Origin of the sequence: Edwardsiella anguillarum ET080813, assembly GCF_000264765.2 — a bacterium.
GTDB classification, from domain to species: domain Bacteria; phylum Pseudomonadota; class Gammaproteobacteria; order Enterobacterales; family Enterobacteriaceae; genus Edwardsiella; species Edwardsiella anguillarum.
Genome location: NZ_CP006664.1, coordinates 2,681,656 through 2,705,553, shown reverse-complemented (window position 1 = coordinate 2,705,553; position 23,898 = coordinate 2,681,656). Strand labels below are relative to the sequence as shown.

Annotated in this window: 18 protein-coding genes and 4 pseudogenes; 6 read left to right on the top strand and 16 right to left on the bottom strand. The window is 48.1% G+C overall.

What is annotated here, in order from left to right; genetic code table 11:
• The first annotated feature begins 12 nt into the window (after positions 1-12).
• Positions 13-207, top strand: a complete 195-nt coding sequence (locus tag ETEE_RS22355) for an integrase core domain-containing protein (protein ID WP_071881911.1) — start codon at positions 13-15, stop codon at positions 205-207.
• 414 nt (positions 208-621) lie between these two features.
• On the opposite strand, the gene ETEE_RS12095 is transcribed toward ETEE_RS22355, so the two are convergent.
• The 4 genes from ETEE_RS12095 to ETEE_RS12080 all read right to left on the bottom strand — a co-directional run bounded on the left by ETEE_RS12095 (position 622) and on the right by ETEE_RS12080 (position 6,248).
• Positions 622-2,064 carry a glycosyltransferase family 39 protein gene (locus ETEE_RS12095; RefSeq protein WP_034163794.1) on the bottom strand — a complete coding sequence of 481 codons (1,443 nt, stop codon included), beginning with the start codon at positions 2,062-2,064 and terminating at the stop codon, positions 622-624.
• Positions 2,065-2,827: 763 nt separating this feature from the next.
• Positions 2,828-4,024, bottom strand: coding sequence for a coiled-coil domain-containing protein (locus tag ETEE_RS19470; protein WP_051905088.1), 1,197 nt, complete (start codon positions 4,022-4,024; stop codon positions 2,828-2,830).
• A gap of 13 nt (positions 4,025-4,037) precedes the next feature.
• Positions 4,038-5,720 carry a hypothetical protein gene (locus ETEE_RS12085; RefSeq protein ID WP_034163795.1) on the bottom strand — a complete coding sequence of 561 codons (1,683 nt, stop codon included), beginning with the start codon at positions 5,718-5,720 and terminating at the stop codon, positions 4,038-4,040.
• A gap of 18 nt (positions 5,721-5,738) precedes the next feature.
• A complete protein-coding gene (locus ETEE_RS12080; RefSeq protein WP_034163796.1) occupies positions 5,739-6,248 on the bottom strand; it encodes an SMI1/KNR4 family protein in 510 nt (169 codons plus the stop codon).
• A gap of 136 nt (positions 6,249-6,384) precedes the next feature.
• On the opposite strand from ETEE_RS12080, the gene ETEE_RS21530 reads away from it, so the two are divergent.
• From ETEE_RS21530 to ETEE_RS12070, 3 genes are all read left to right on the top strand, one after another.
• Positions 6,385-6,558 carry a hypothetical protein gene (locus ETEE_RS21530; RefSeq protein ID WP_156119367.1) on the top strand — a complete coding sequence of 58 codons (174 nt, stop codon included), beginning with the start codon at positions 6,385-6,387 and terminating at the stop codon, positions 6,556-6,558.
• Between the two features lie 741 nt (positions 6,559-7,299).
• Positions 7,300-9,192, top strand: coding sequence for an inverse autotransporter beta domain-containing protein (locus ETEE_RS12075; protein WP_227625187.1), 1,893 nt, complete (start codon positions 7,300-7,302; stop codon positions 9,190-9,192).
• Between the two features lie 74 nt (positions 9,193-9,266).
• Positions 9,267-10,433: an Ig-like domain-containing protein gene (locus ETEE_RS12070; RefSeq protein ID WP_227625206.1), complete on the top strand. Its 1,167-nt coding sequence runs from the start codon at positions 9,267-9,269 to the stop codon at positions 10,431-10,433.
• Between the two features lie 322 nt (positions 10,434-10,755).
• Here the strand turns inward: ETEE_RS12070 and ETEE_RS21915 are convergent.
• Positions 10,756-11,145 (bottom strand): annotated as a pseudogene (locus tag ETEE_RS21915) (DDE-type integrase/transposase/recombinase); the annotation flags it as partial.
• Between ETEE_RS21915 and ETEE_RS12065 the strand changes: the two are divergent.
• Positions 11,135-11,422 (top strand): annotated as a pseudogene (locus ETEE_RS12065) (transposase); the annotation flags it as partial. The pseudogenes ETEE_RS21915 and ETEE_RS12065 overlap by 11 nt on opposite strands.
• Before the next feature lie 10 nt (positions 11,423-11,432).
• Here ETEE_RS12065 and ETEE_RS12060 read toward each other — a convergent pair.
• The 5 genes and pseudogenes from ETEE_RS12060 to ETEE_RS21620 form a co-directional block, all read right to left on the bottom strand.
• The gene (locus ETEE_RS12060) at positions 11,433-12,134 is read right to left on the bottom strand and encodes a hypothetical protein (RefSeq protein ID WP_144242818.1); all 702 of its coding nucleotides are present in this window, start codon (positions 12,132-12,134) and stop codon (positions 11,433-11,435) included.
• 388 nt (positions 12,135-12,522) lie between these two features.
• A complete protein-coding gene (locus ETEE_RS12055) occupies positions 12,523-13,002 on the bottom strand; it encodes a hypothetical protein (RefSeq protein ID WP_034165835.1) in 480 nt (159 codons plus the stop codon).
• Positions 13,003-13,055: 53 nt separating this feature from the next.
• A complete protein-coding gene (locus tag ETEE_RS12050) occupies positions 13,056-15,629 on the bottom strand; it encodes a fimbria/pilus outer membrane usher protein (protein WP_051905087.1) in 2,574 nt (857 codons plus the stop codon).
• A gap of 11 nt (positions 15,630-15,640) precedes the next feature.
• Entirely contained in the window at positions 15,641-16,405 is a 765-nt protein-coding gene (locus ETEE_RS12045; RefSeq protein WP_081854067.1) for a fimbria/pilus periplasmic chaperone, read from the bottom strand.
• 834 nt (positions 16,406-17,239) lie between these two features.
• Positions 17,240-17,388: pseudogene (locus ETEE_RS21620) on the bottom strand (transposase domain-containing protein); the annotation flags it as partial.
• Between the two features lie 222 nt (positions 17,389-17,610).
• Between ETEE_RS21620 and ETEE_RS22350 the strand changes: the two are divergent.
• A pseudogene (locus ETEE_RS22350) lies at positions 17,611-18,825 on the top strand (IS91 family transposase).
• Positions 18,826-19,210: 385 nt separating this feature from the next.
• Here the strand turns inward: ETEE_RS22350 and ETEE_RS21295 are convergent.
• The 6 genes from ETEE_RS21295 to ETEE_RS21285 all read right to left on the bottom strand — a co-directional run bounded on the left by ETEE_RS21295 (position 19,211) and on the right by ETEE_RS21285 (position 23,803).
• Complete coding sequence (locus ETEE_RS21295) at positions 19,211-19,636, bottom strand: hypothetical protein (RefSeq protein ID WP_144242817.1); 426 nt, start codon at positions 19,634-19,636, stop codon at positions 19,211-19,213.
• A gap of 31 nt (positions 19,637-19,667) precedes the next feature.
• The gene (locus ETEE_RS21290; RefSeq protein ID WP_144242816.1) at positions 19,668-20,030 is read right to left on the bottom strand and encodes a hypothetical protein; all 363 of its coding nucleotides are present in this window, start codon (positions 20,028-20,030) and stop codon (positions 19,668-19,670) included.
• A 762-nt stretch (positions 20,031-20,792) separates the two neighbouring features.
• Positions 20,793-21,434: an IbrB-like domain-containing protein gene (locus ETEE_RS12035; RefSeq protein ID WP_034165837.1), complete on the bottom strand. Its 642-nt coding sequence runs from the start codon at positions 21,432-21,434 to the stop codon at positions 20,793-20,795.
• Positions 21,419-22,660: a phosphoadenosine phosphosulfate reductase gene (locus ETEE_RS20180; protein WP_071844203.1), complete on the bottom strand. Its 1,242-nt coding sequence runs from the start codon at positions 22,658-22,660 to the stop codon at positions 21,419-21,421. Before ETEE_RS20180 ends, ETEE_RS12035 begins: the two co-directional genes overlap by 16 nt.
• A 259-nt stretch (positions 22,661-22,919) precedes the next feature.
• Positions 22,920-23,249, bottom strand: coding sequence for a LysM peptidoglycan-binding domain-containing protein (locus ETEE_RS12025; RefSeq protein ID WP_072006773.1), 330 nt, complete (start codon positions 23,247-23,249; stop codon positions 22,920-22,922).
• A 47-nt stretch (positions 23,250-23,296) separates the two neighbouring features.
• The gene (locus tag ETEE_RS21285) at positions 23,297-23,803 is read right to left on the bottom strand and encodes a hypothetical protein (RefSeq protein ID WP_156119378.1); all 507 of its coding nucleotides are present in this window, start codon (positions 23,801-23,803) and stop codon (positions 23,297-23,299) included.
• Between the last annotated feature and the right edge of the window lie 95 nt (positions 23,804-23,898).

Genomic DNA, 23,898 nt, shown 5'->3' with positions numbered 1-23,898 from the left:
TTTATCTCACTGGTGCTGACTGAACGAGCAGAGAAACATGCAGTAAAACTGGAATTTATCCAGCTGGATAAAGTAATAAAAATCACGGAAAGATGGTTGTCAGAATATAACGATGAACGCCCGCATGAATCACTGAACAATATGACGCCGGAGGAATATCGACAACGCCATTATTTGGCCAAGATCTCAAAAAATGTCTGGAACTAAAATGGGGCTATTTACACTCAGGCGATGCAGAGACTGGGAGCAAGTGCAAATGCCGGCATCAGTTATCTGTTAGACAGCGTGATAGATCTGGCAAACGCAGCGATTGCTGGCAAACGTTATCTCCATGGGCAATGGCCCGACAGGTTCCATTGGCTGGAACACTGTGGGGGGAGCAGTCGCGATGCTAGCTAAGCTAGGCGTAGCGTTTCCGATCGCTTTAACTTTCTCGCCATTAATTTTCAATCGTGAGTTTTCATCTCACGGAGCATCTGCTCCCATAGCCGAGGAAAACTCACCGGCGTATTTATCGAAAAAACACCGTTTCAACTGATTTAAGGCGCTGTTAATAAGTTAAGCCGCGGCGACTTTTAAGCTTATGGGCGCACTATTTATAAATTTTTATCCGAAGAACCTTCATTTAATAGTGTCCGGTTTTACAAACCCAATACAGACAGGATAACCGCTATGTTTGCTATCTTCTTGAAAAGTTATCTGACTGATAGCATCAAGCTGTAAAGACGGCCATTGACTTAATCCCCGAGTAAACGAAGCATAAGTACAATTTTTATCAGACCGGCCTATCAGTAATGCTCCTGATTGCTTAATATCGGCCAATCGGATATTTGCGTTATAGATATTAGGTTTAGTGCTGTTACTCCAAGGCGTGATGATTTCAGGCCTTGACGCCCCATAAAAAATGAGCCACTCAGCCAGATGCTCTCCTCCAACTAGACGCAGTGGAGTAGCATAGCGCTCTAGCCATAGCCTCTCCACATTGTGGCTAAACGGGATAATACCGCTCATTTTGCGCCCCGCATTAGCTACATTGGTTATCATAACCATAGCATAGCCAAGTAACACCAGAATTGCGGTCCCCATTAGTACCAAAACAGGCCTTTTCAGTGACTGCGTACCGGGAGTAACGACGCAGGCGATAACCAATGCGGGGGACAGAATGAAAAACGGCTGAAGCCACTCGGTTAGTCGCCCTCCATGATGAAACAAGAACCATAGCCAAATCAATACCTGAGGCACTAAAACGACCAATAACAGGATACGTTTATCTGTGTCAACAGGCCACTGGAGAGAGATCTTTTGCGAGTGCAATATCCACCATAAAAACAGCAACGGATAATAGATGCTGAGTAGCTTTATAAATAAACTAGGGTTAAACTGACGCGCTATCTGTGTATCGACCCAGTTGAACGCCGCGAAGTCATGTTCCCACAGCCAGAATAGATTTGGAGCAAGCATCACAAGGCCAATCAGCAGCGCCAGATAAAATACAGGCTGGCGATAACATCTCCGAATTTTTGGCACAGCCAGTGTGGCAACAAACACGGCACCGACAAATGCCAGCGTTGAATACTTAGCCATCGCCCCCAGGCCTGCCGTAAATGCAAATATTATCCACCATGCAGGATGGCGGGTGAACGCCAGGAAAAAGGACAATAGCATCCATGGCCACAGCATAACCAACAAATAGTTATCATTATAACTGATGATATCGAAATTAATGACTCCTGACAGGTTAAGTGTGCATAATGCAATCCAGGCCAGCCGTTTACTACCGCTCAGCTGTTTTGCGAGAAACCAGCACCCAATCATTCCGATAGCGATCGCCAAAAAATGCGTGATATACCAATAGGCGCTCAGCGAGATACCGGAAAACCACAGCGCCGGACGCCATACCATACCAACCAGCCAGGGATTTTTCGGCGATCCCCATTCGGCATTTTGTGCCCAGTTCAATGCTTCCACTGCATCATAGGGCACCGTAGGATCCAGGAAGATTGTAGCCAGGCTCCACAAGAGAGCGTACAGACCCACCCACATTGTTAAAAACATGCGAGTCATATGTTTTCCTTAAAAAAATCAACAGAGAGTTAAAATGCTATTCTAAGGAGTCAATTATATTTTTTAGATAAACAGAAAGGGATTTAACCGCCGTGGTTGAGCTACAGATGATAACGGAAAACATAAGAATTGCTTAACTCATACCAAGCGTGTTCGGGGCATCTTATCCATCCCTCTGCAGCCACCGCCGCGGGAAATGGCTTGTGAAACACATTCTATTTTGGATGGGTCACCCCGTAACGGCTCATCTCTCTCAGGTAATACGTACGTCTTCTGGCATATCTGATTTTATCATTTTGCTCATAGTAGTATTCATTGTGCCTGAATGCGGTTTTGGCATCGGGAATTTTTTTAGTCAGGACCAGCGTAATTAGACAGCCGCGTGCAGAAAGCTAAAGCAATTGATAGAATACGATAGCAACCAGATGGGATTTTACGCACCTTGAGCTGGGAGAATGCTTCCTATGGCGGGCTTAAAGTCTCTCATGGATTCCCCCATAATTTATCCGGTTTTCGACACATTACTGATACGCCTCAGCTAGACTAAGTAAACTGGCGTAATATTTAATGAGGTAATTATTCATACGAAGTGTGATAATTACCGCGCATTGGGTATCAGAACACGACACGGATATCAAAATCGGTAATGCTAAACCTTTCAAGGCGATGAGTCAGATCAAGTCGCGACTAATACACTACCTCTCAGCAGTTCCATCAGTGTGGAGGAACGCCTTAGCATGGCTTTCCCCCACCCACGACTTATCTAAACCAGCCCATAGTGCACCGCGGCCTGCCACCCTAGCGAAGCCAGCGTCAGGGTCGCCAAAACTCCCAGCATTAAACGGGTTCTATCAGCAGATTTTTGCTGAGCGATCAGCTGATTCTCAGCGGTTTCCTGCTTCTGCTGGCACTCCTCCCGTAGAGTCTGCAGCCTCAGTTCGCCAAGATTTAGCGCCTGCTGCTGTTGCTGCATCGCAGCCGTCTGTAGCGATAGCCTCTGTTGCACGCTCTTAAACTCTGACTGTTGCTGCTCACTTAACCCTGTTTGAAATGCGGCATTCTCACCTGCAAAGCGAGCCAGCTCTGAGCACAGCCGCTGAGACTGTTCTGCTGCCATTTGCTGCATCTGCTGCTTAAGCTCTTCACCCTGCCGTAGCTGGGTCGCGGTGAGTGCGACAATCTGCTGCTGAATTTCCTGGTGATTTTGGGTCGCCTCTGCCAGAACGTTTCCCAGCGTATCCTGCAGCCGTTGGGCGGATTCTGCAGCGCTGGCCGTCGCCCGCCGCTCAAAGGCGTCGCTGCGGCGTTGCTGTTCAGTAATGGCGCTGTCCAGCTGTGCCAGATACTGCTCTGCCGCATCATGCAACCGCCGCTCAACCTCCAGCTGCAGAGCATCACTCGTGGCGCTGATGCGGCTTTCTGCCTCACGGACCTGTTTCACACAGCCAACCAGCTGCTGCGCCTGTTTCTGGGTGAGCCCCTTGGCCTCCATCAGCCCTTGGTTGGCCTTGTTTATTTCACGCTGCTGCTGCTCCAGCAATATCTGCTGGTCGAGAATTCTCTGATTCTGCTGTTCCAGGCTATCAGTCTGTTGCTTCAGTAAATTTTGCTGTCTTAGCAGAATGCGCTGCTGATCGCTCAGCACCTTAGAGATCGCGGTGTTGACGATCAGTAGCTGCGACGACTTCTCGGTCAACCGACCGATGGATTTGTTCAGGTCGAGCTGGGCCTCCTGTACTTTATCGTCGAGATCGTTCCACCAGTTACTGAGAAAATTTCCGTTTTTCTGCTGCCGGCGCAGCGCATCCAGCTGCCTGGTGTGCGATTGCACTTCGCCCCGCTCCGCAGTCATCGCATTGATAAGCTCTTTAATATTGCTCTCACGGATAATGCGTTCGGGTATGGTGGCAGAAGAAAAGGCCTCAATAATGCTGAGTTCTTGGCTATTTGGAGATGTCATACCCCTGATCCTTTCAACAGGTTTTAAGAAAGTCGTCAATTTCTGACTGGCTATCGCGAATAAAAGCGATAGTCGCAATACTTTTGTCCACCTGCTCAGCGGTTTCCGCCACAGTCTGCTCCAGGCTGGCCAGCGTGGCGTTGGCAGCTAGACCTGCCCCGCTTAAGGAGGTACCGATACGCTGGTACACCGAGATCGATTTCTGGTAGTTATCTATATTGCTCAGCGACTGTTCAGACAGGGTGGCTAACTCATTGGCAAACTTATCTCGCCGCTTTCCGTCCTGCAGTAGCTCGTCCATAAACTTTTCGCTCAGGGAGTAGCGGTAGCGATCAAACAGACGATCGATTTGGTAAGCAAAAAACGCAGAAGTCAGGCCGGTCAGGATGCCGAGCAGCACCGGGGTAATCAGGTCTGAGAACGGCTTGAGGAATGGGACTGTGGCCATAAAAGTCGCTACCGTTTCGGTCAGTAGCACCCCCAGCGATGAGACCACCACTGCGGTGAGAATCTTCAGCCCCTCCTGCAGCGCTTGATCCCGGGTCATCTCTTTCGGAGGGAAAAAAATCATTTTAAAGGCACGGAACAGCCCCAGAAGCCCCTCGCGGATCACCATGACAAAACGTTTAGCGGTAGAGAGGAAGTTGTTGATTAGGAAGGTCAGCAGATTACTCATAAATCCGCCGACGCCGCCCTGAATCATCTGCCCTAGTGCATCAGGAATTTTTTTTACCACCGAATCGATGACCCGCACCAGACGCTGGCGGATCTCTTCAAAAAGCGTTTTCCCAACGGCAACGCCCTGCTTAACCAGTACCTTAAATTCGTTGAACAGGCAGTTAACCAACTCGGTAAGCAGCACGCCGAGAGCCTGGCGCATGCCCATCATGGCGGCCTGCTTACCGCCGGTCTGCAACAGTTCTGCCGTCTGTTTTTTCAGCATGGCGTGGTTCGCTGTGCTATCGATATGCTGCTTTGCACGCTGATATTTTTCTTTCATCAACGCATCGTCGACTGCAAACTTTTCAGCGTTGGTGATGGTGGCGCCGTCTCTCCCATCCTTCCTCTCCTTAGCCGCCCATTTGACCATATCTTCGTCGCTCTTGGAGCCGTTTAGTGGCTGATTGGTCAGCGCCAGGTTCTCGTCATCGTTGGCCATGCCGCGGATACGGCTGGTATCGACGCTCATCTCTCCGCTCTCTGCATCCTGGGTTACCTTCCCCATGGCAAGATGGTTTTTAGCATTGTGATGAATTTCATTCAGCGAGACCACGTGATCCAGCTCGGCGCGGACAATCCGTCCGTCTGTGAGCTCAATGGTTCCGTCAGCAGAAACACGCCTGCCGGTGTACTCATCCCTGCCCTGGCCAATTTTATCTGCACGCTTTTGATCCCAGGTCTTAGCGCCGGCGTTTTTCGCTTTAGCCCCAGTATCAATTTCATACTCCGACCTGACCACAGCGTTGTAGTCTTTGCGTGAATGCGCATGCAAAGCACGATCAGAATCAGTCGCCACATAGTCATCATCTTTACGTTCAAAATTACGCAGTGTGGTGACGTTGCCGCCATTTCTATCTTCAAACATGGCAGTCGATAGGCCAAAGGGCCCAATAATCTGCCCAATCACCTGCATCTGGCAATCTTCGAATAGCTGCTGCAGGCGTTCTTCCCGCAGCGTAGAAAGGTTCCTATCCATACTTCTTCCCATCCTGAATTAGACCCGTTTATCAACAACAAAACGCGTGAACCATGCGGAGAAACTGCGCATTTCCACCACTCTGTCCGCTACGTCATGAAATACATTGATCACCTGACCATAGTCCCCACCAACTGCAGGGGTGAGATCCAGACACAGGTAGTCGCCACCGCCGTTGCTGGCAAAAGGGATCCAGCCGGGCAACCACCAGCCGGGCCGAATCCCCTCCGCTGGCCTGGCGACCTTGCCCTCAAAATCACCCTCCTCCAGCAGATCTCGCCATACCGACCAGCTCATTAGGATATTCTGCGTCGACAGGAACTCCCAGCTGCCGAACAGCCAGCCTCCGAGGCCCTTCTGGCCGTTATGTACCAGCAGGCAGGCCGTGAAATCCGCCGGTAGCGACGCGCCAATCACCTGCTCCAGATCGCGAATCTCCGCCCCGCTGGCCGGAGAATTGAGATCGTCCAGCAACGCCGGGCGGTGAGCCTGCAGCCAGCGTTCCAGATCTTTCCACAGCTCGTTCATGCCAACTCCCCATGTTTTATGGGTTTAATGTTAGCGCATCGCATTAACCGGCTTACACCGATTAAGTCAAACCACGGTATTAATCCTGCCATTCTCCTAGTAATTCTGTTCATTCGAGTCGTGTGCCATGAGGAATATGGCCAACTCCACATATCAGCAATTTGTGAAATGGTCAGTTAGCGGCACAGCGACGCCAATCCAGTCGCTGCACCGACAGGAGTCCCTCAGGCGAGAACATCCTGGCTTGCTGCCGCAGGACGCAGAGGCGTTTTACAAGCTGCTGCTGGAGCCTGCCGGCGCTAACGTGTAATATCCCCCTCACGTTGCAACAACGTGTACCTTGCGCGAGGCTCCTTTATCCGTTTCTTTCTCCAAACATCTCAGTTTTACTCAAAAATACAGCGGTTAGACCTAAATGTCAGTGCGGCATTAACGGCGGTGAGGATTCCCGACCTCACTCGGTCAAGTTAAAGACAGTTAATCTCAGCATAGTCAGTTAACTTCGAATAATAACCTTAAGCTATGATTAATTTCGAACGTTGTTTCTAAACAAAAGCCCTTTATAAAAAAGGAAGTAAACATCAAGCTAGCCTAATGTCTGCTCTCGATATTTCGCTAATTGATAATCGGCGCGTAATGCTGTTGCAGGAAAACTTCGTTCGCCATTTTATAACCATATGGTTTCCACTTTATCTTGGGGGCAGGATCATCCAGTACAGCGTAGTAATCAATAATCCGTTTTTTATGCTATGTTGTCATAGCACCTCCTTGATGAGTCATGTCATATGCAAGTGGGTCTACTGCCATGACGTGGTCATCAGACATCATCACTCACATTATCAAAACATAAAGGTCGCCTCACGCCCCCTCTGAGGGGCTGTTCTTTTGTTTGCGCGGCATTATTAATGCAAAATTAACCAGAAATAATGATCAAATCCACTGATTTCTCCCCATAATATCAACCCAATCCATCTAATTTTTATTTTTAATAATGACACCTAAACTCCCCACTCAAATAGCCAAAATAATAGTGAATATAACATCATGGGTGATGATATCTATTCAAACAATTACCCCATTATTGTTTTCTGTTAGTTCAGTAGTTAGAGCCAGTGAATCTAGAAATGTGAGCGGGGGAAACTCAGCCATTTTTCAAAAAAATCAGAACACCCATAAATTACCGTCTCTTGGTGGCGGTGAGTCAATTCCTTCGCAACTGCCCACTCCTGCAACTAAAGTTGCGGATGTCGTAATGCAGGCAGGACGAATCCTGTCTAGTGAGAACATCAAAAATTTATCTATTAATTACGCAGAAAGCATTGGTGAAGATCTAATAAAAGAGAAAATTAACGCATGGGCAAATCAAAAAGGCACCGTACGCATTAATGCTTCCTTTGATAATAAAATTTCTGGTGATGTTTTACTCCCAATCACAGAAAGTTCGGATGGTTTGCTTTTCTCGCAGTTTGGGCTGCATGCCAGCGTTGGCAACAGTCGCTACGTCAATATTGGTGTGGGTTATCGAAAACATATCAACAACTGGATGTATGGCGTCAATACTTTCTACGACTATAGTTACGCGGGGAAACATGCACGTGCAGGTATCGGTGGGGAGATGTGGGCGGATTATATGAAGCTGGCAGTAAATGGCTACTATGGTCTAACAGACTGGCATGAGTCCCGTTTATCCGCCATGAAAGATTATGATGAACGTCCAGCCAGCGGCTTTGACCTTCGTGCTGAAGCGTATTTGCCGTCATATCCTCAATTAGGTGCCAGCCTTAAATACGAGCAATATTTTGGTGAAGGTATTCGTTTGAATATCGGTAGTCATGCTGATGACTTGAAAGATAATCCAAAAGCACTAACATTTGGCTTGAGTTATACACCAATCCCGCTGATTACCCTGAAGGGTGAGTACTCCGGGGGTAGGAAAGACGCTAGCCGTATTGGGATCAACGTTAATTATCGATTTGGTGTGCCATGGGCGCAACAAATTAGCATTGACGGCGTTAAGGTATTACGTAGCTTGATGGGTAGTTCGTACGAACTCGTCGACCGTAACAATGAAATCGTGATGCAATATCGCAAGCAGGATCTGCTGGAAATCTCATTGCCAAACACGGTCACAGCTGAAGCTGCAGAAACAATAACACTACCGCTCACGGTATCTAAAGATAAATATGGTCTAAGGGATGTCAAATGGACGGCTTCTGTGGAGTTCTTCGCTAACGGCGGCTCATTTCGTAAACTGTCGCTTACCCAATTAGAAGTAACGCTGCCGTCATACCTGTACACCAAACTCGCTAATACTGCGCAGGAATACGTGATTAAAGCGGTTGGCGTTGATAACAACGGTAATAACTCTAATCCCGCCGCGACGACTATCAAGGTTAAACCAGCGGATGCCGCCTCAGCGAAGATTTATGCGCTCACCGCAGACAAAGACGTTGCCGCTGATAATGGCAAGGATGCCATCACCTTTACTACGGTGGTGAGAGATGTTGCCGGCGCCGTTGTTCCGGGGGTGAAGGTCACGTTGGCGGCCACCAGTGGAACACTGTCTAAGAATACGGTGACGACCGATGATAACGGGGTGGCTTACGCGAAGCTGACGGATACAGCAGCTGAGAACGTTACCGTAACCGCGACGACGCCATTTGACACAAAAGGCAAAACAGCATCTGTCACCTTTAAAGCGGATGCCGCCTCAGCGAAGATTTATGCGCTCACCGCAGACAAAGACGTTGCCGTTGATAATGGCAAGGATGCCATCACCTTTACTACGGTGGTGAGAGATGTTGCCGGCGCCGTTGTTCCGGGGGTGAAGGTCACGTTGGCGGCCACCAGTGGAACACTGTCTAAGAATACGGTGACGACCGATGATAACGGGGGTGGCTTACGCAAAGCTGACGGGATACAGCAGCTGAGAACGTTACCGTAACCGCGACGACGCCATTTGACACAAAAGGCAAAACAGCATCTGTCACCTTTAAAGCGGATGCCGCCTCAGCGAAGATTTATGCGCTCACCGCAGACAAAGACGTTGCCGTTGATAATGGCAAGGATGCCATCACCTTTACTACGGTGGTGAGAGATGTTGCCGGCGCCGTTGTTCCGGGGGTGAAGGTCACGTTGGCGGCCACCAGTGGAACACTGTCTAAGAATACGGTGACGACCGATGATAACGGGGTGGCTTACGCAAAGCTGACGGATACAGCAGCTGAGAACGTTACCGTGACCGCGACGACGCCATTTGACACAAAAGGCAAAACAGCATCTGTCACCTTTAAAGCGGATGCCGCCTCAGCGAAGATTTATGCGCTCACCGCAGACAAAGACGTTGCCGTTGATAATGGCAAGGATGCCATCACCTTTACTACGGTGGTGAGAGATGTTGCCGGCGCCGTTGTTCCGGGGGTGAAGGTCACGTTGGCGGCCACCAGTGGAACACTGTCTAAGAATACGGTGACGACCGATGATAACGGGGTGGCTTACGCAAAGCTGACGGATACAGCAGCTGAGAACGTTACCGTGACCGCGACGACGCCATTTGACACAAAAGGCAAAACAGCATCTGTCACCTTTAAAGCGGATGCCGCCTCAGCGAAGATTTATGCGCTCACCGCAGACAAAGAATATTCTACAGACCAGATAGCTTTTACTGCGCAAGTAAAAGATAAATCTAACCAGAACATTCCTAATGAAAACGTATACATCAGTAGTTCTTCAGGTTTCCTGAGTTCACGGTCGAAAAAGACAGATAAGAATGGCATAGTACGATTTACGCTAACAGATGATGTTCTCGAGGAAATTACGGTGCAAGTACGAACTAATTTTGATATATACGGTAAAACAAAGGTCGTGCATTTTTCTCCATTTGTAGGAGAGGTGACTCTGCGGAGATGGAATGATCAATGTCATACAATGCACCGCACCCCTATAAAATTAGACAGGGATGATATTACGATTAAGCTTGATAGTACACCGGTACCTAATTGCGGTAACAGACCCATAGAAGAGTTAAATTGGTCGCTAGCTCCAGATTTAAATATCATTGCTAGCTCTGGAAATGTTTTTGTAAATGAGAATAAAGTTTCTTGCGATAACGGCGTTGGTGATAATATTATTACAGTTCGACGAGGCTCAAAAACGATAATGAAATTCACCATTTCGTGTAATTAGTAATGGCAACCATGAAATATAACGCCGCAATATGCGGCGTTTCTATTTATCACTCAGAAGAATTACTCCTGGTAACACTACTAATTGGTTATATCAGCTCTATTTTCCACAGGCAACTGACTCACAGCGATGATTGAACATCTCTGTGTCGTGGTCAACTAACTTTGGCCACATGACCTGACTGTTTGTGGAACAGCCACTCTGATTCATTTGGCGTTAAGCCGCCGTTATACCAGTGAGGCCTGAGAGCAGTACCCCGTGATATAACGGATTACGGCTAACCGTGCCTCCCCGGAGCTTTCATAGCCCGTCGTCGGTATCCATGAACTCTCACGCCAGATGGCCGTCCTCGTAACGCCCATGCCATCTGAAGTGCTTTTATGGTGAGGTCTGAGTCGGGTGAATACGATAACGACCAGCCCACCGGTTTGCGGGCGAACAGATCCAGCACTACGGCCAGATAAGCCCACCGCTTGCCCGTCCAGATGTAGGCCACATTGTCGCACCAGGCCTGGTCTGGCTCTGTGGCGGTAAACTGCCGGGCAAGAAGATTCGGGATTTCAACATGCTCATTGCCCCCTCGTTTGTATTTATGCCCCGGTATTTGACAACTGGTGATACCCAATTCTTTCATCAGCCGCCCGGCCAGCCATCGGCCGAGTTTTACGCCCTTTGTAGTGACCATCGTGGCGATATTTCTGGCACCGGCAGATCGTAAGGTGATCTACACGACCAATACCATCGAGTCGCTAAACAACGTAATCAGACACGCCATCAAAAAGCGTAAGGTGCTCCCGATGGATAACGCAGTGAAAAAGGTGGTGTGGCTGGCAATCCAGGCGGTGTCACAGAAATGGACTATGCCGCTGAGGGGCCGGCGCATGGCGATAAGTCGCTTTATTATCGAGTTCGGTGACCGCCTGAACGGTCATGTCTGCAAAAGGCATTTACACAGAATCGTGTGCAGGGGCGAAACACCTAGACGTTAACAACGCAATGTCACTTCACTGCGAGTGTTGCCGTTACCATCCATGAGTAGCGTCCCGCACCAACACCGGTGTTACATATCCGCGCCCGCAGCTCACCCGATTTAGACGCCAGTTCCAATTGGATCGACGATTCACTCGGCTTTTTGACGATCGTTCCGGTAAGTGAAGCTATATCAGACGAGGCCCGCCCAATGGTCTGATACGCGGTGCATCCGTAATTAGATATAGGGAAGTTCAGGTCATTCACTTCTGCGGTTACGGATTGTCCACCGGTAACGTCTATGTCGAAGTCCAAGCCCCCCGCCCACATTTTTTCCGAGCCTCTATAGTAGCCAATGCTCTTAACTTGTACCCTCCGTGAGGGCCCGAGGCACTTCACGTATACCTCACCCTTCCACCTGCTAGTGTCAGCATACCCCTGCTCCCTCTGCTCCTTTATCCATAGAGTTACCTCTCGAGTACCTTCACCCTCCACGATAGCCATGTCAGCCCAGTACTTATACAAAAGGTTATCGTCGAAATATTTGGCTTCTTTTATATTAGATATCACGCACCCCTCTGGGGCGATTACGATCCAATGGTCTAGCCATTTATCCCAATAATTTGAATGTTCACCCGCACTCATCCCCGTAGACAATGTTTCCACCTTTAGGGTAGTAGACCAACAAGGCATAGCCGCGAGCACCGACCACACCATAGCAACGTACAGCATAATTTTTCGCATTTTCATTCCTTATCAGGCAGCCAGCAATATGGCGTCAGCCCAGCGATGCCATCGAGCCGCGTACACCTGCACCCGCAGCCGGGCGTCATGCTCAGACAGCCCCCTCTCCAGGCCTGCTCAAAAAGCCGCAGGCTTCGCTCATGATGGTTATTTAGGCGCGGGGCGCCAGGGCAGCCCCCTCAGGCCCGAACCATAGCCCCTGCCAGTCAAAACCGTTATCGGCCTATCTGTGTTTTCTCCAGATAACGCTCAAAACCGCTGAGCTCCCGTGGCCAGCGCCATCTCAGGTCTCGCTCGCCATTGCCGGCAAAGCCACTCATAGGCCAGAGACCACGCCGCATCAGGGAGCTGATGACGAATCAGGGGCATGACAGCCTTACATCGTCGATGCCTTCACGGTAATGGTACCGCTGTACTTCCCGGCGACCTGCGTCGCCGTCGGCAGGGCTGTCAGGTTCAGTTTTGTTGTCTGTTGAGTGGTAGCCGCAGGAACTTCTATTGAAAGGGTGCCGCTCTTAAATTTTTCTGTAGAAGTCCCCAGGGTGGCCTTCACATTCATTGTCAGCTTGTCCTTGCCCTCGCCAGCGGAGAGCACGATATGGTCATCTGCCGCCTCGGCTTGGGACACTTCCAGTTTGACCTTGGTGCCATTGCTCGTCGTCTTGATATCCAGTGTCTGTACGTCTTTCTTGTTTTTCAGGTCAAATGTTTTGGCAACATCCAATGCCACAGTGGCATCCACGGTCGCCGTAATAGTTACCGTGGCAGACGCCTCACCCGCCTGAGAGGCAAACGGCTGGACGGCTGAAGCCAGAACCAGAAGACCGGTGACATTTTTCATGATGGTGCTTTTCATTGTGTGTTTCCTTAGTGTGTTACTGCCTAACGCAATGGTTTAAAAATTCGGTTTCATCGACAGATTGCCGATCCCCTTGTCAGCAGGCCCTCCGCATCTGCCGCAGGGAGTATCCATGAGGCTCTGCAGGATTGACCGGCATCGCGTCCCCACTGCGCGGTCAGCGAGCCTTTAGGGGTAAGACCGGACAGGAATACCTGACCGCCGTCACCCACAATGCCGGTGCTCTCCCCGGCGCTCACCGTGGTGCCGAACGGCAGTGGCTTACCGTCTTTTGTCAACGTCATCAGGGCACGTAGCCCGGTTTTTGCTGCAAACTCCACTTTGACGACTGCGCCTTTCGTTGGGATAACCTGCGCCACCGGTTTCTCAACGTCGGTGCGCGCATCCAGATGCGCGACATCAAGTGCAATACGATTCTCGCGGTATTCACTGACCCAGGGCTGAATGGCATATCCATGCCAGTCCGTCCTAACCCCGGAGCCGCTTTCCACCGGCACACCGGCATCGCCGGGCACCGACACGAGAACGGAAGTGCTCCCCAGCGGTTGGCCGAGGGTGACACCGCCGCGGTGAACGATGATGCCGCCTGCGGCGTTATAACTAACCTGACGGTAGTCACGGCCCTGACTGTAGCCGGCGGCGATGTCACCATAGGTTCCCCGATACCCCACCTGAAAACTGTCACCGTTGCCACTCTGGCGGGAGTAACTCTGGGAGAGGCTCCAGCTCAGGTTGTCCCGCGCCAGAGCGGTACCGCTCAATCCAGCCTGCTGTGTCATGCCGCCGCTGCTGTTATGACCTATACCCCATGAGGCATAGGTGGATTTACCCGCACCGGAGAACAAGGCGTCCAACGGAACGGACAGAGACAGGCTCACCCCCCGGTCCGTCTCTCGCAGTGACGAGCTGTAGTTCTCGCTGTAACTCAGGCTGTAACTGACAGGCCCGAGTTGGCTGCTAAAGCCGGACTGCAACGATGTGCTCGCCCCCTTACCGTTCCAATACGTTTGTCGGCTGCCGGACAGATACAGCAAACTGTGGTCTCCCACGCGCTGAGACACGTTGGCCTCCATCCGCTCCCGGCGGTTGTCCTTCAGGTCATACCAATCCGTCACCGGGCGGGGGAGTCGTCGCCCAGAGGTGTCACGGCGCTCTTCGCCTCGCCAACCCCGCATGAATGACCGGTAACTTTCTTCCAGGGTGTAAAATCCCCGGGTGGAGTAACGGTAACCGGCCAACTGGAACGTGGTTCCCGTACTTTCAAAACCCCGACTGTATAAAAACCGAATGGACTGTCCGCGATGATGAGAGTCGTCAGCCAAGGTGCTGTCCGCATGCGTGATATCAGCCGATACCGCCCCCCATGTCCCCATGTTGATACCGGCGCCCAGGGCCGCAGACTGATACTTCCGGGTTAGCTGGATGCCGCCATAGACCGTGATACCCCCGGGCAGCCCCCAGGCCAAGGTGCCCTGTATCAGGCCGGACTCCCGGGCATCGCGCCGCCCGCTCTCATGCAATCGACCCGCGTTCAGGGTGTATGACACGCGCCCTTCCCGAAGCAAAACCGGCAAGGTGGCATAAGGCACCGTAAAGATGCGGACGTTCCCATCCGCCTCGGTCACTGTCACCTCGAGGTCGCCGCTGGAGTACACCGGGTTGATGTCGTCAATCGCAAAATCCCCCGGAGCCACATTGGTCTCATACACGCTGTAACCATTCTGGCGAATGCTGACCCGGGCATTTGTCAGGGCCGTCCCCCGTATTACCGGGGCATATCCCCGTTCGATATCCGAATACATGGCGTCTTCCGTCCTTAGACTAATCCCCTGTATTTCGGTGGAATCAAAAATATTGCCGGCAGTGGTCATGTCCCCCATCATCAGAGTGCTACGTAAAGAGGTTATCCCCCGCTCAAGCCAGGTGCGTCCATGACGCCACTCTCGGCTGTGTGATGAGGCGTAGCGGTTTTCACTCAGCGTGCGTTCATCACGCAACCGCCAGGGACCGACATTTACCCCGCTGTTCAGCCGCAGAAAGTAACTGGCGCTGCCGCCATAGCGTCCCTTCGTGTGGGCTCCGCTCAAAGACCAGTTCAGCAGGCCGGCGGCAATGCCGTCATTCCATTGCTCCGGGGAGAGCCCGTTGCGCGAATGTTTTTGCATCCACTTGTGCGGGATGCTGATGTCCAAACGCATCCGCTGAAAATCAAAGTGTGTCGTTGCCTGAGGAATGATGCTGCCTGGTGACAACGGTTGGACGGCAACGCCCTCGTCAACCCGTTGTTCACCAAACGCTTCCGGACGAACGCCGGCAGTAATCAGCTCCTGTCGGGTCAGCTCCGCCATCAGGCCGGTACTGTCCGTGATGCCGGCCCGCTTCTCCGGCGTATCGGCAACCCCAAATGCCATGTCGCGCACCCCGAGCGCCTCCTGATTGAGGAAAACACTGACGCTGTAGGTGCCCGGCAGTTGCTCTCCTCGCTCAAACCGAGACAGGTCTGCCGTTTCCGCCACACCAGAAACCAGCTCGGGCGGAAACCAAAGCGCTTCTTCGGCCTGGGCATGAGAACAAAGCAGCGCGGTCGCCAGTACGCTCAGTCGAAAGGTGAAATGGCCAGACATCCCCAAATTCCTCAGGGAATAATCCGTTGTGCTTTATCCTGCTCGCCATGGTCGCCGATGGCACTCCAGCTCACCGTTCCACCGCTGCCGGCAGGCAGTGCAAGTGATACGCTTTCCCGGGGAGGCACCATGACATCCTGCAGGGCTTTCGTTCCTACCTTTATGTCAATCAGCGTCAGGTAGTAGGGCGTGGGGTTATGAATGTTCAGGTTGGCCCCTTTACGGGTAAACTCCAGCTTGTCCGCCGCCTTCTCCCGAGACGGAGTCAGGCCGGCAGGACGAACAAAAAGCTTCACCTGCATCAGGGTCGCCACAATCAGGCTTCCGCCCTCGTGTTTCTCCAGCGCCTTTTTATCCACGGAGGGAATGGCTTTGATGTTCAGGTAATACAGGCTTTCTTTATCCTGCGGATGGGCGGCCCCAGACGAGACGATCCGCAGCACATTTTCATTATCCGGCGCGCTGGTATACAGCGGTGGCGTAACGATAAAGTCGCTGGTCTTGGCACCGGTGGCATTTTCCACCCAGGATTGGATCAGGTAGGTTGACGCATCGGTCTTGTTGCTGACGGAGAAGGTTGATTGCGCAGCATCAGCCGGGTGAACAACGCGCGTGGCGCCCAGTGTAATACCGCTGGCAAAGGTAGAAGAGCAAAGCAGCAAACCAAGAAATCCCGATATTACACAAAGGATAAACCGCCGCCGCAGGCATTTTACGATATTGCATATATTTGTATTTATGATTGATTTCACTTTTTGCCGCCGTGTTTTATACATTGACGAATATCCAGAAATAATATTAAACTGCACTATAATGGGGTAATTTTGCGAATAGCATTCCGTGAGTAGCGTTGTTGAATAAATAGATATTATTCCCCCTTAAAAAATAGGGGCGCAGCACTCTAAAGTCAGTGGAGTAACATCAGGATAGAGAGCAATACACAAGTATGATAGGCATATTGACGCCTCTAAAAACAGCATGATTACCTATTTTCAACGAGGCCCAATGAATTGCTGACAACCAGGATTTCATCTGACTGATATCGAGTTGTAAATGACTCGTATCGTGTCCAGTCAAACAGTGATGAGGGGCTGGGCGTGTTGGTTTCGATTTTCTCTTTTTCTATCGAACTGCTTAAACCTGGCAGAAAGGCCAACACCAATGCGGTTACGAATAATGCTGTAGAGCACACTAATGTTCCCCGAGCATAATGGTATGATTTGGTCGTCGTTATATAAGCTTTTCGCTGTAGCATATGCTCTACCCACTCGAAGAAATATTCTGGTAATAAAAAGGCTAGATATAATATTGCATTTCACGCGGTGGAATATATTTGCGAACAGCAATCTAGTAAAGCGCTTAGGATGCAGACCTTAGATTCAATGCAGTGTAAACGGATTGGTATAGAGGGCAATTAAGCAGTACCATAACCCAAAAGAATCAAATATTATAGTCAAATCACAAAGTGATTATGAAATGCGCAACATTTTCATCTGCCACCATCCCGTGTATGCTTTATTCTTTTTCAGAAAAGACGTCAAACGGGAAGTAAATGAATAAGCGTTAATTAAGTACTGTATTGACGCTTATGCAGATGTGAGTTTTGCCATTCATGGCAGCAGGTCGCGCAGCCGGTTCACCGGGCAGTCTTGGATATGTCCCAGAACATAACGCAGCCACGCCTCTGGCGCCCCCCATTCAGCCGACAGGTACTGATAAACGAGTACAGTACAGCAAAACGTTCACCACCTTCATCTGAACGTAGCGCCCCTATGGCGCGAGCACGGCAGCGAGGCTGCCATCAGCCTTCGTTAAGATCCCGCCTCATCTCAACGCCAGCGCTGCCTGACAGCCCGGCCGCTCACGCGATGACGCATACCCCGTCGCGTTGATACCCGCATAAAATGAGCCCGCCTGTGGCGTGAGCCGACTAGCGCCGATGCCCTTTTCCTGCCCGCGGCCGCACTGCAGGCTCTGCACCATGTACATGGTGCGCCCCGTAAAACTTCTACTCCCGCAGGGCGGCGGGCTCCGGTATCCCGATAAACATGGCGCCCCTCGGCAACAGGATCAAACTCGTCGTCGAGCGCATGCTCGCCGGTAGCTCCTGTGCCATGGATATTCGCCGCGACGACAGCGCCTCGTCGGACTGTAGCCATGCCCGCTTCTTATGCCAGAACTGCAAGTCCAAAGCCTGCGACAGCTGTGACCTCCAGGCCGCCGAACAGCTGCACGTCCTCCCTGACGGTGATAGGCAGCAATCACCGTCACCATACCTCACCTACCATGGCCGTTCTTCAACAATACCTGGTCGCTGCGTAATGTGCTTTTCCGCTGTACCACCCGCGCCATGCTCCGCGGGACGCGCCAACAGGGAATCGAAGTGGATATCTTCTGCGCGCACCATACTTATGGTCGGCAGCTAAATCAGCACCCGCATATTCATGTCTCCGTTACCCGCGCTGGACTCGATATCAAACACCACGTCTGGCGACTGCTGTTCTTTAAAAAGAAAGAGGTAGAAACCATCTGGCGCAACGCCGTCGTTCACCTTCTGCGAGATAACTATGCGCGAATCCCCCAATGACCTACCGGGTCCCGACTATACCCGTAACGCAGACGGGAGGCGCCATTACCCGCATGCACAATATCGACGGGCCTGGAAGGGACACTTTGCCCAAAAGATCCGAGGTGTCTGGCACAACGTGAAATACCTGGGCCAGCGCCTTGAAAAACGCCGCCCGAAGCGATCGCCGGTGGCGGCCTCTCCGCAGTGCCATTACCGAGGCGGTGGCGTATATATCAGTATTACGATCACCGCACACAGCAACACACGCCAGAAAATCTAGCCAGGAGGAATGCTACAGCGTTACGTCAGCCACATTCCGGCACGGAACTTTAACATGGTGCGGAACTACGATTGTCTAGCCAACCGCGAACGGGGCCAGCTGTTGCAGAAGGTTTACGAAGCACTGAAGATGTGTGTATGGGAAAAACCGAAACGACCTAGGTGCGCGCGGTACTGATGAAGGGCTTCCTGAGCACCACCCCGTACGAGGGTATCCAGTGTAAAAGTCAGCTGCGTTTTACCGGCGCAGGAGTGGACGAGCACGCGGCAAAAATGCTCTCTGACAGGCTGTCATCTGATGGCGAAAAGCGATGGCTTCAGACCCCGTTACTGGATAATTGCGCCTGAAAAACGAGTTTTAGATTAAAAGTAAAGCAAAACAGGTATTTTTACGCGTAACCGCTAGCAGTGCCCATCATCTGATGAGTGTAACGCGCTACGATCTATGGTTAGAGATCTCAAAAATAGCCGATTCAATCTATTAACCATCAAGAATAACCGTCTAAGATACATCAATAAATGACTATTTATCTTACCTAGCAATGCTAGGTCCGAAAAATCAATAAAAAACAAGCATGTATCGCGGATACCCTTTTCGTTCTAAAAGTAAGTGTAAAATAACATCGATATCTGATATGAGAAAGGTTATCTTAAAAGATAGTACATATGTCTACTCCCCATCGCAATGGGGAGTAGAGACCAAATGGAAACAACAAGCTCGTCATCAACCATATTAATACTTATTTCTATAGTATTTTATCACAATATTGTTATCATATTCACTGCATGACTCCAATAAAATCAAAGCATTATTTAACTTCAGACTATTACTCCTACAATAGTTATTTATACATGTCTCAGCATAAGTGCCAACTCTATTCTTCACATAAAACATAAAACTACTAACAAGAACGATGCACTGCATATGATCAATATGATTGATATAGGTAAAAACATTGCCATCATATTGCTTTAAAACCAATGGGTTTAGTACGTTATATTTCTCATGGTTATGATTTGAATCACGACCGCCATCAAAAACATTGTTCCATAGCGTATGGACATCTCTAATTGTTAAAAAAGGGGGCGATACAAAAAACACTAATGCAGCTACAACGGCAAAGATAAAAACAAACCTTTTCTTATATTTTATATTCATGATGCTTTACCATACCTGTTATTTTGATAAGTTAGTCTTTGAAATAATATGAGACATTATTGTTTGTAGCTCGGCAAATACCTTTGATTTCACTGGCGGTAAATTTAGTGTTAGCATAATACATTCCATTAATGTATAAATCATATGCAGGAACAGCGTCAATAAATGGTTCTCTTGCCAGAACCCCTACACAAAAAAGATAACTCATATTACATAACTCCCATTCATTTTTAGATGAGACAGAAAACCCTCCCGCATGATTTCTCTTTATTTCGCCACTAACATCTTTTCTAAACAGCTCAATATCTGCATCTATTAATGAAGCATATATTGTTACCGCAATTAAAACCATAATATAAACTACTGTTAAAGCTTGTGTGATGTAATTCTTCATAACCCCTCTCACCTCTATTGATAGTAGTTAGCAACTCATTAAAGCCAATAACTTAAAACCTAACAACTTTAGTAGGTTTAATTTTATCCCTAGTTATATTATCGAAAGCAATCATGTAAGAATAATGTATCACCCTGTTGAAACCGCCCTCATGACTATCGCCTAGCCTTTAATCGAAAGGAATAAAAATCAGTCCAATCGCTTATGAAAGTATCATATGGAGTAACAATTAGTGATAATATCTCATTATTTCACTTAAATTTATCGAAATAATGATATCAGGCAGGTCAACAATACTATTGTTGTCGCTAACCTGGCAGTGCTCACAGGGAATACAATCACAAATAACTCACGACTACATATCGCTCATGTTTTTTATAAAAATGACAAACAAGAAGGTTCATATAAGTCATTGGTAACTTTTCATGCACAGCAGGATTACTATCCTCCTATGGCAATGAGGTACTAATATATTTTATTTATATACTTAATCAGCCGAGGTCACTATGTCGCCAAATAAAATGTTCATGGTGATATTTTATAGGGTAGGCGCCACCTTTAAGTAATCACTCTACTTTAATAGATAACTCTTAGATAATCCTTTTATCTGAAATCTTAGCTTCTCAGAAGCCTAAAGTGAGCAGAGGACAAATCATGACTTGAAGTACGCATCTTTATATAGTGTGATACGCTTCGAAATCTTGCCGTAGTCTCCCCCCTTCCCCCTCATTGCCATTGCCATTGCCATTGCCATTGCATATATTAACGAACAGTCCATGCGGGACTAAACTCCTCCTCTTGAAATAGCTCTGTCAATCCACTAATTTGCTTTAGTCTAAGGACTTCGTCCTGATCCATCCCCAACTCTTGAGCAATATTCTCATTCGTCCACCCGAGTTGTGATAGCTCCGTTACAACATCAGACATCAATGTTATTTGATGTTTACCTCTAGCTCGATTGTGCCTAATGGTGGCTGCGATACGCGCTGCTTGCCCTTTTCTTTCTGCTCTGATACAGGTGACAGGTAACCACCCCCTCAATCTATCTCCGACCCCTCCCTTATTTTTACCCAATAACTGACGGTGAAACCCATCCACGACCAGATAATGGTTTTTTTCTTCCGACACAACCACTGGTTGAGTGAATCCATCCTTCTCCAATGACTGCTTTAACAATTTCTTTTCCGCCGGGGCCATGACATTAGGATTATAATCATTAGTTACTACCTGATCAGCCCTCACCCACAGAATACAATCTACCGGTTCTAACACAAAGGGGCTAAGCTCATGAAGTAATTTGCGCAAATAGTTTAGTGCCTGAATTTTTTCATCTTCTGTTTCATTTAGTCTGAAATACCGATGAATCATATTACTCAACTCTTCCAACGTCATAAAATCCCCCACTCTTTTCTCCTTAGCTTCATCCGACTTAAATAACTCTGATAGTATCTAGATTTGTTTGGACTAAACGATAACGTCCGACACCAAAAATCATTCTTAATTAGTGTCTTACAGATCCTTCGCCAAGATGGAATATCTTTAGCACCTAAATCATTCATTTGTTCATCCGGAATATCTTCTGGGTAACCATGTGTCTGATACCACCGCAGGTATACAGCTATCTTATTCCGGTAATGCTCAGCAGTCTTTCTTGGCATAACATCCAGAAGAAACATAGCATAACTACGCCAAGTATGATGAGATGGTTTTGATATCTGCTTTCGTAGAGCGAAATAAGCGCCAGTTTCATTAGCATAAAGGGCCCCACTGACACATCCGGAGACGCGGGAACACATGCGAGCCCAACTTTCCGGCTCAAGGACATGATAAAGCCACAGCCCTTTGCGCTGCTCCGGTCCGAAAGGTTCACAGACGCGCATGTTGTGTAATGAAACACCGGCCCTGTACATCAGGTTATACACTGGATTAACAATGGCATTAGTTCTGGAATTATATATCCATATATCACGGACTTTCCAGTCATACAAAGGATACATTGTATAATAATCCCCTTTAGGAGATGCTGTACTCCAAGGCTTATCGTCTGCATAACGTTGTTTGCGATGCGATACCAACCCCATAAATCGATTTAGAGATTCATCTGCACGTACACCAGTCAATATAGCGACAGCACATTTATTGGTGCTAGCGAGCCAAGATGAAAAATCCACCACAAACTCTTCAAATGTCATGGCATGCCGATAAAAAGGGAAATATGCTGAATCTACAATAGCATGATCTGGGGGTTGTCGGACCCACTCTACTTTTGGCTCCCAGCATACCCATTCAGGCTGAAACTGAGATACTCCATTTACCGTCTTCAAAGGAAGTGCTATCCAGTAAAAATTCTCCGTTACGTCTTGATATACATCTCGCATCTTACGAACATGCAAGATCGTGCACTCATATTGAGCTTCCCAATCAATGAATAATACAGAGAAACGACGTTTTTTCTTTCTGGCAACATTAGCGACAAGATGGAAAAGGATAGTGGAATCCTTTCCTCCAGAAAAAGATAAGCAAACTGATGTAAATGTTCTAAAGATCCAATCAATACGCTCCATTGCAGCATGTAGAACATTATCACCAGTTAATATTTTCTCTGTCATAAGCCGAGTTTTACTTACCATAAATAAACACCATAGTAATAACATATCAAATAAGCTTGCTTATAGCTTATCACTATCGATTTTTGCAAAATGTTTAATCCAAGCAACAAGTTCCTTATTTATATTATTATATATAAAACTTGACGACTCTTTTCTCATAACAATAACCTCTTGCTGTTCTTTTCTTATAGACTTACAAGCAGTAATGTTTATTATCATCAATACAATCATCATGGCTTTCAAGCTATTCCAAACCTTTTTTTTAAAAATGCATTTCACTTTATGAAAGGAATTTATCTTCTTGATGAAGAATAAGAATCGGCACCTCTAATTCATCACCCACCTGCAAATGACTAAAGCCATTTTCGAAATTACGAAACTTATTTAGTTGGTATAACTGTTTCAGGGTAATGTTAAATTTCTCCGCTACAGATGTAGCACTATCCCCCACTTTCAATGTATATACATGAATATATGGTTCGAACTGTTGTAATGGGTGTAACTGTGCAGCAACCATTTTAGTTGTTAATATTAAAACAAATGCCACAAGAAATAAAATACGCACAACAATACTAAAGCCAAAGCTAAAAAAATTCAGATGGCGTAACACAGGGACTCCAACCATAAAAAATAACAAGGCGATATGATCCGTTTATGCTAATAGGATAAAAACAAATCTCTAATGAGAGACTCACTACCTTGAAGAAAAATACAAAAATGATTAAAATGCCGGAATCCATATTGCTTTATAAGTGAAACTTTTCTCTGTGAAAAAGCCTTAGATTCTGGCCTTGTCTTGGGCAATGCCCTACTATCTCCCCCATTTAGAATGGATGATAGTAAATGAGACTCAAATGAATTATGAGCCGCTTTGATACTCTTTCTCTCCACAAGTTTTAAATTTTTACTCATTTTTATTTTATATGAATCCAATGAAAACGGCTCATACGTTGAGTGAAATGATAACATTTTATTTAAAACTTTAATGCCCCAACCAGAACTTGCAACAAAGAGAAGGATATCAACTTGATGAAGAATACCATTATCTTTTATTAACTTTATTGTTTCACCAAGATATTTTAACTTCATGGCTGATGGTAACAATACAATTGACTGACAACATTTAAGTCCAGCGCCATTTATCTTTTCAACCAACTTATCCATTAGCAACTCCGCGCCAAACAATTCATACTGACATACGCCTATAAAATAAATTAATACTTCGCCTTGGGATACACACTTCACTTTACAATTCATCC

Coding starts and splice junctions, on each gene's coding strand:
- ETEE_RS12095 (WP_034163794.1), bottom strand. CDS start 2,064: ATGACTCGCATGTTTTTAACAATGTGGGTGGGTCTGTACGCTCTCTTG.
- ETEE_RS19470 (WP_051905088.1), bottom strand. CDS start 4,024: ATGACATCTCCAAATAGCCAAGAACTCAGCATTATTGAGGCCTTTTCT.
- ETEE_RS12085 (WP_034163795.1), bottom strand. CDS start 5,720: ATGGATAGGAACCTTTCTACGCTGCGGGAAGAACGCCTGCAGCAGCTA.
- ETEE_RS12080 (WP_034163796.1), bottom strand. CDS start 6,248: ATGAACGAGCTGTGGAAAGATCTGGAACGCTGGCTGCAGGCTCACCGC.
- ETEE_RS21530 (WP_156119367.1), top strand. CDS start 6,385: ATGGCCAACTCCACATATCAGCAATTTGTGAAATGGTCAGTTAGCGGC.
- ETEE_RS12075 (WP_227625187.1), top strand. CDS start 7,300: ATGATATCTATTCAAACAATTACCCCATTATTGTTTTCTGTTAGTTCA.
- ETEE_RS12060 (WP_144242818.1), bottom strand. CDS start 12,134: ATGCTGTACGTTGCTATGGTGTGGTCGGTGCTCGCGGCTATGCCTTGT.
- ETEE_RS12055 (WP_034165835.1), bottom strand. CDS start 13,002: ATGAAAAGCACCATCATGAAAAATGTCACCGGTCTTCTGGTTCTGGCT.
- ETEE_RS12050 (WP_051905087.1), bottom strand. CDS start 15,629: ATGTCTGGCCATTTCACCTTTCGACTGAGCGTACTGGCGACCGCGCTG.
- ETEE_RS12045 (WP_081854067.1), bottom strand. CDS start 16,405: ATGTATAAAACACGGCGGCAAAAAGTGAAATCAATCATAAATACAAAT.
- ETEE_RS21295 (WP_144242817.1), bottom strand. CDS start 19,636: ATGAATATAAAATATAAGAAAAGGTTTGTTTTTATCTTTGCCGTTGTA.
- ETEE_RS21290 (WP_144242816.1), bottom strand. CDS start 20,030: ATGAAGAATTACATCACACAAGCTTTAACAGTAGTTTATATTATGGTT.
- ETEE_RS20180 (WP_071844203.1), bottom strand. CDS start 22,660: ATGGTAAGTAAAACTCGGCTTATGACAGAGAAAATATTAACTGGTGAT.
- ETEE_RS21285 (WP_156119378.1), bottom strand. CDS start 23,803: ATGGATAAGTTGGTTGAAAAGATAAATGGCGCTGGACTTAAATGTTGT.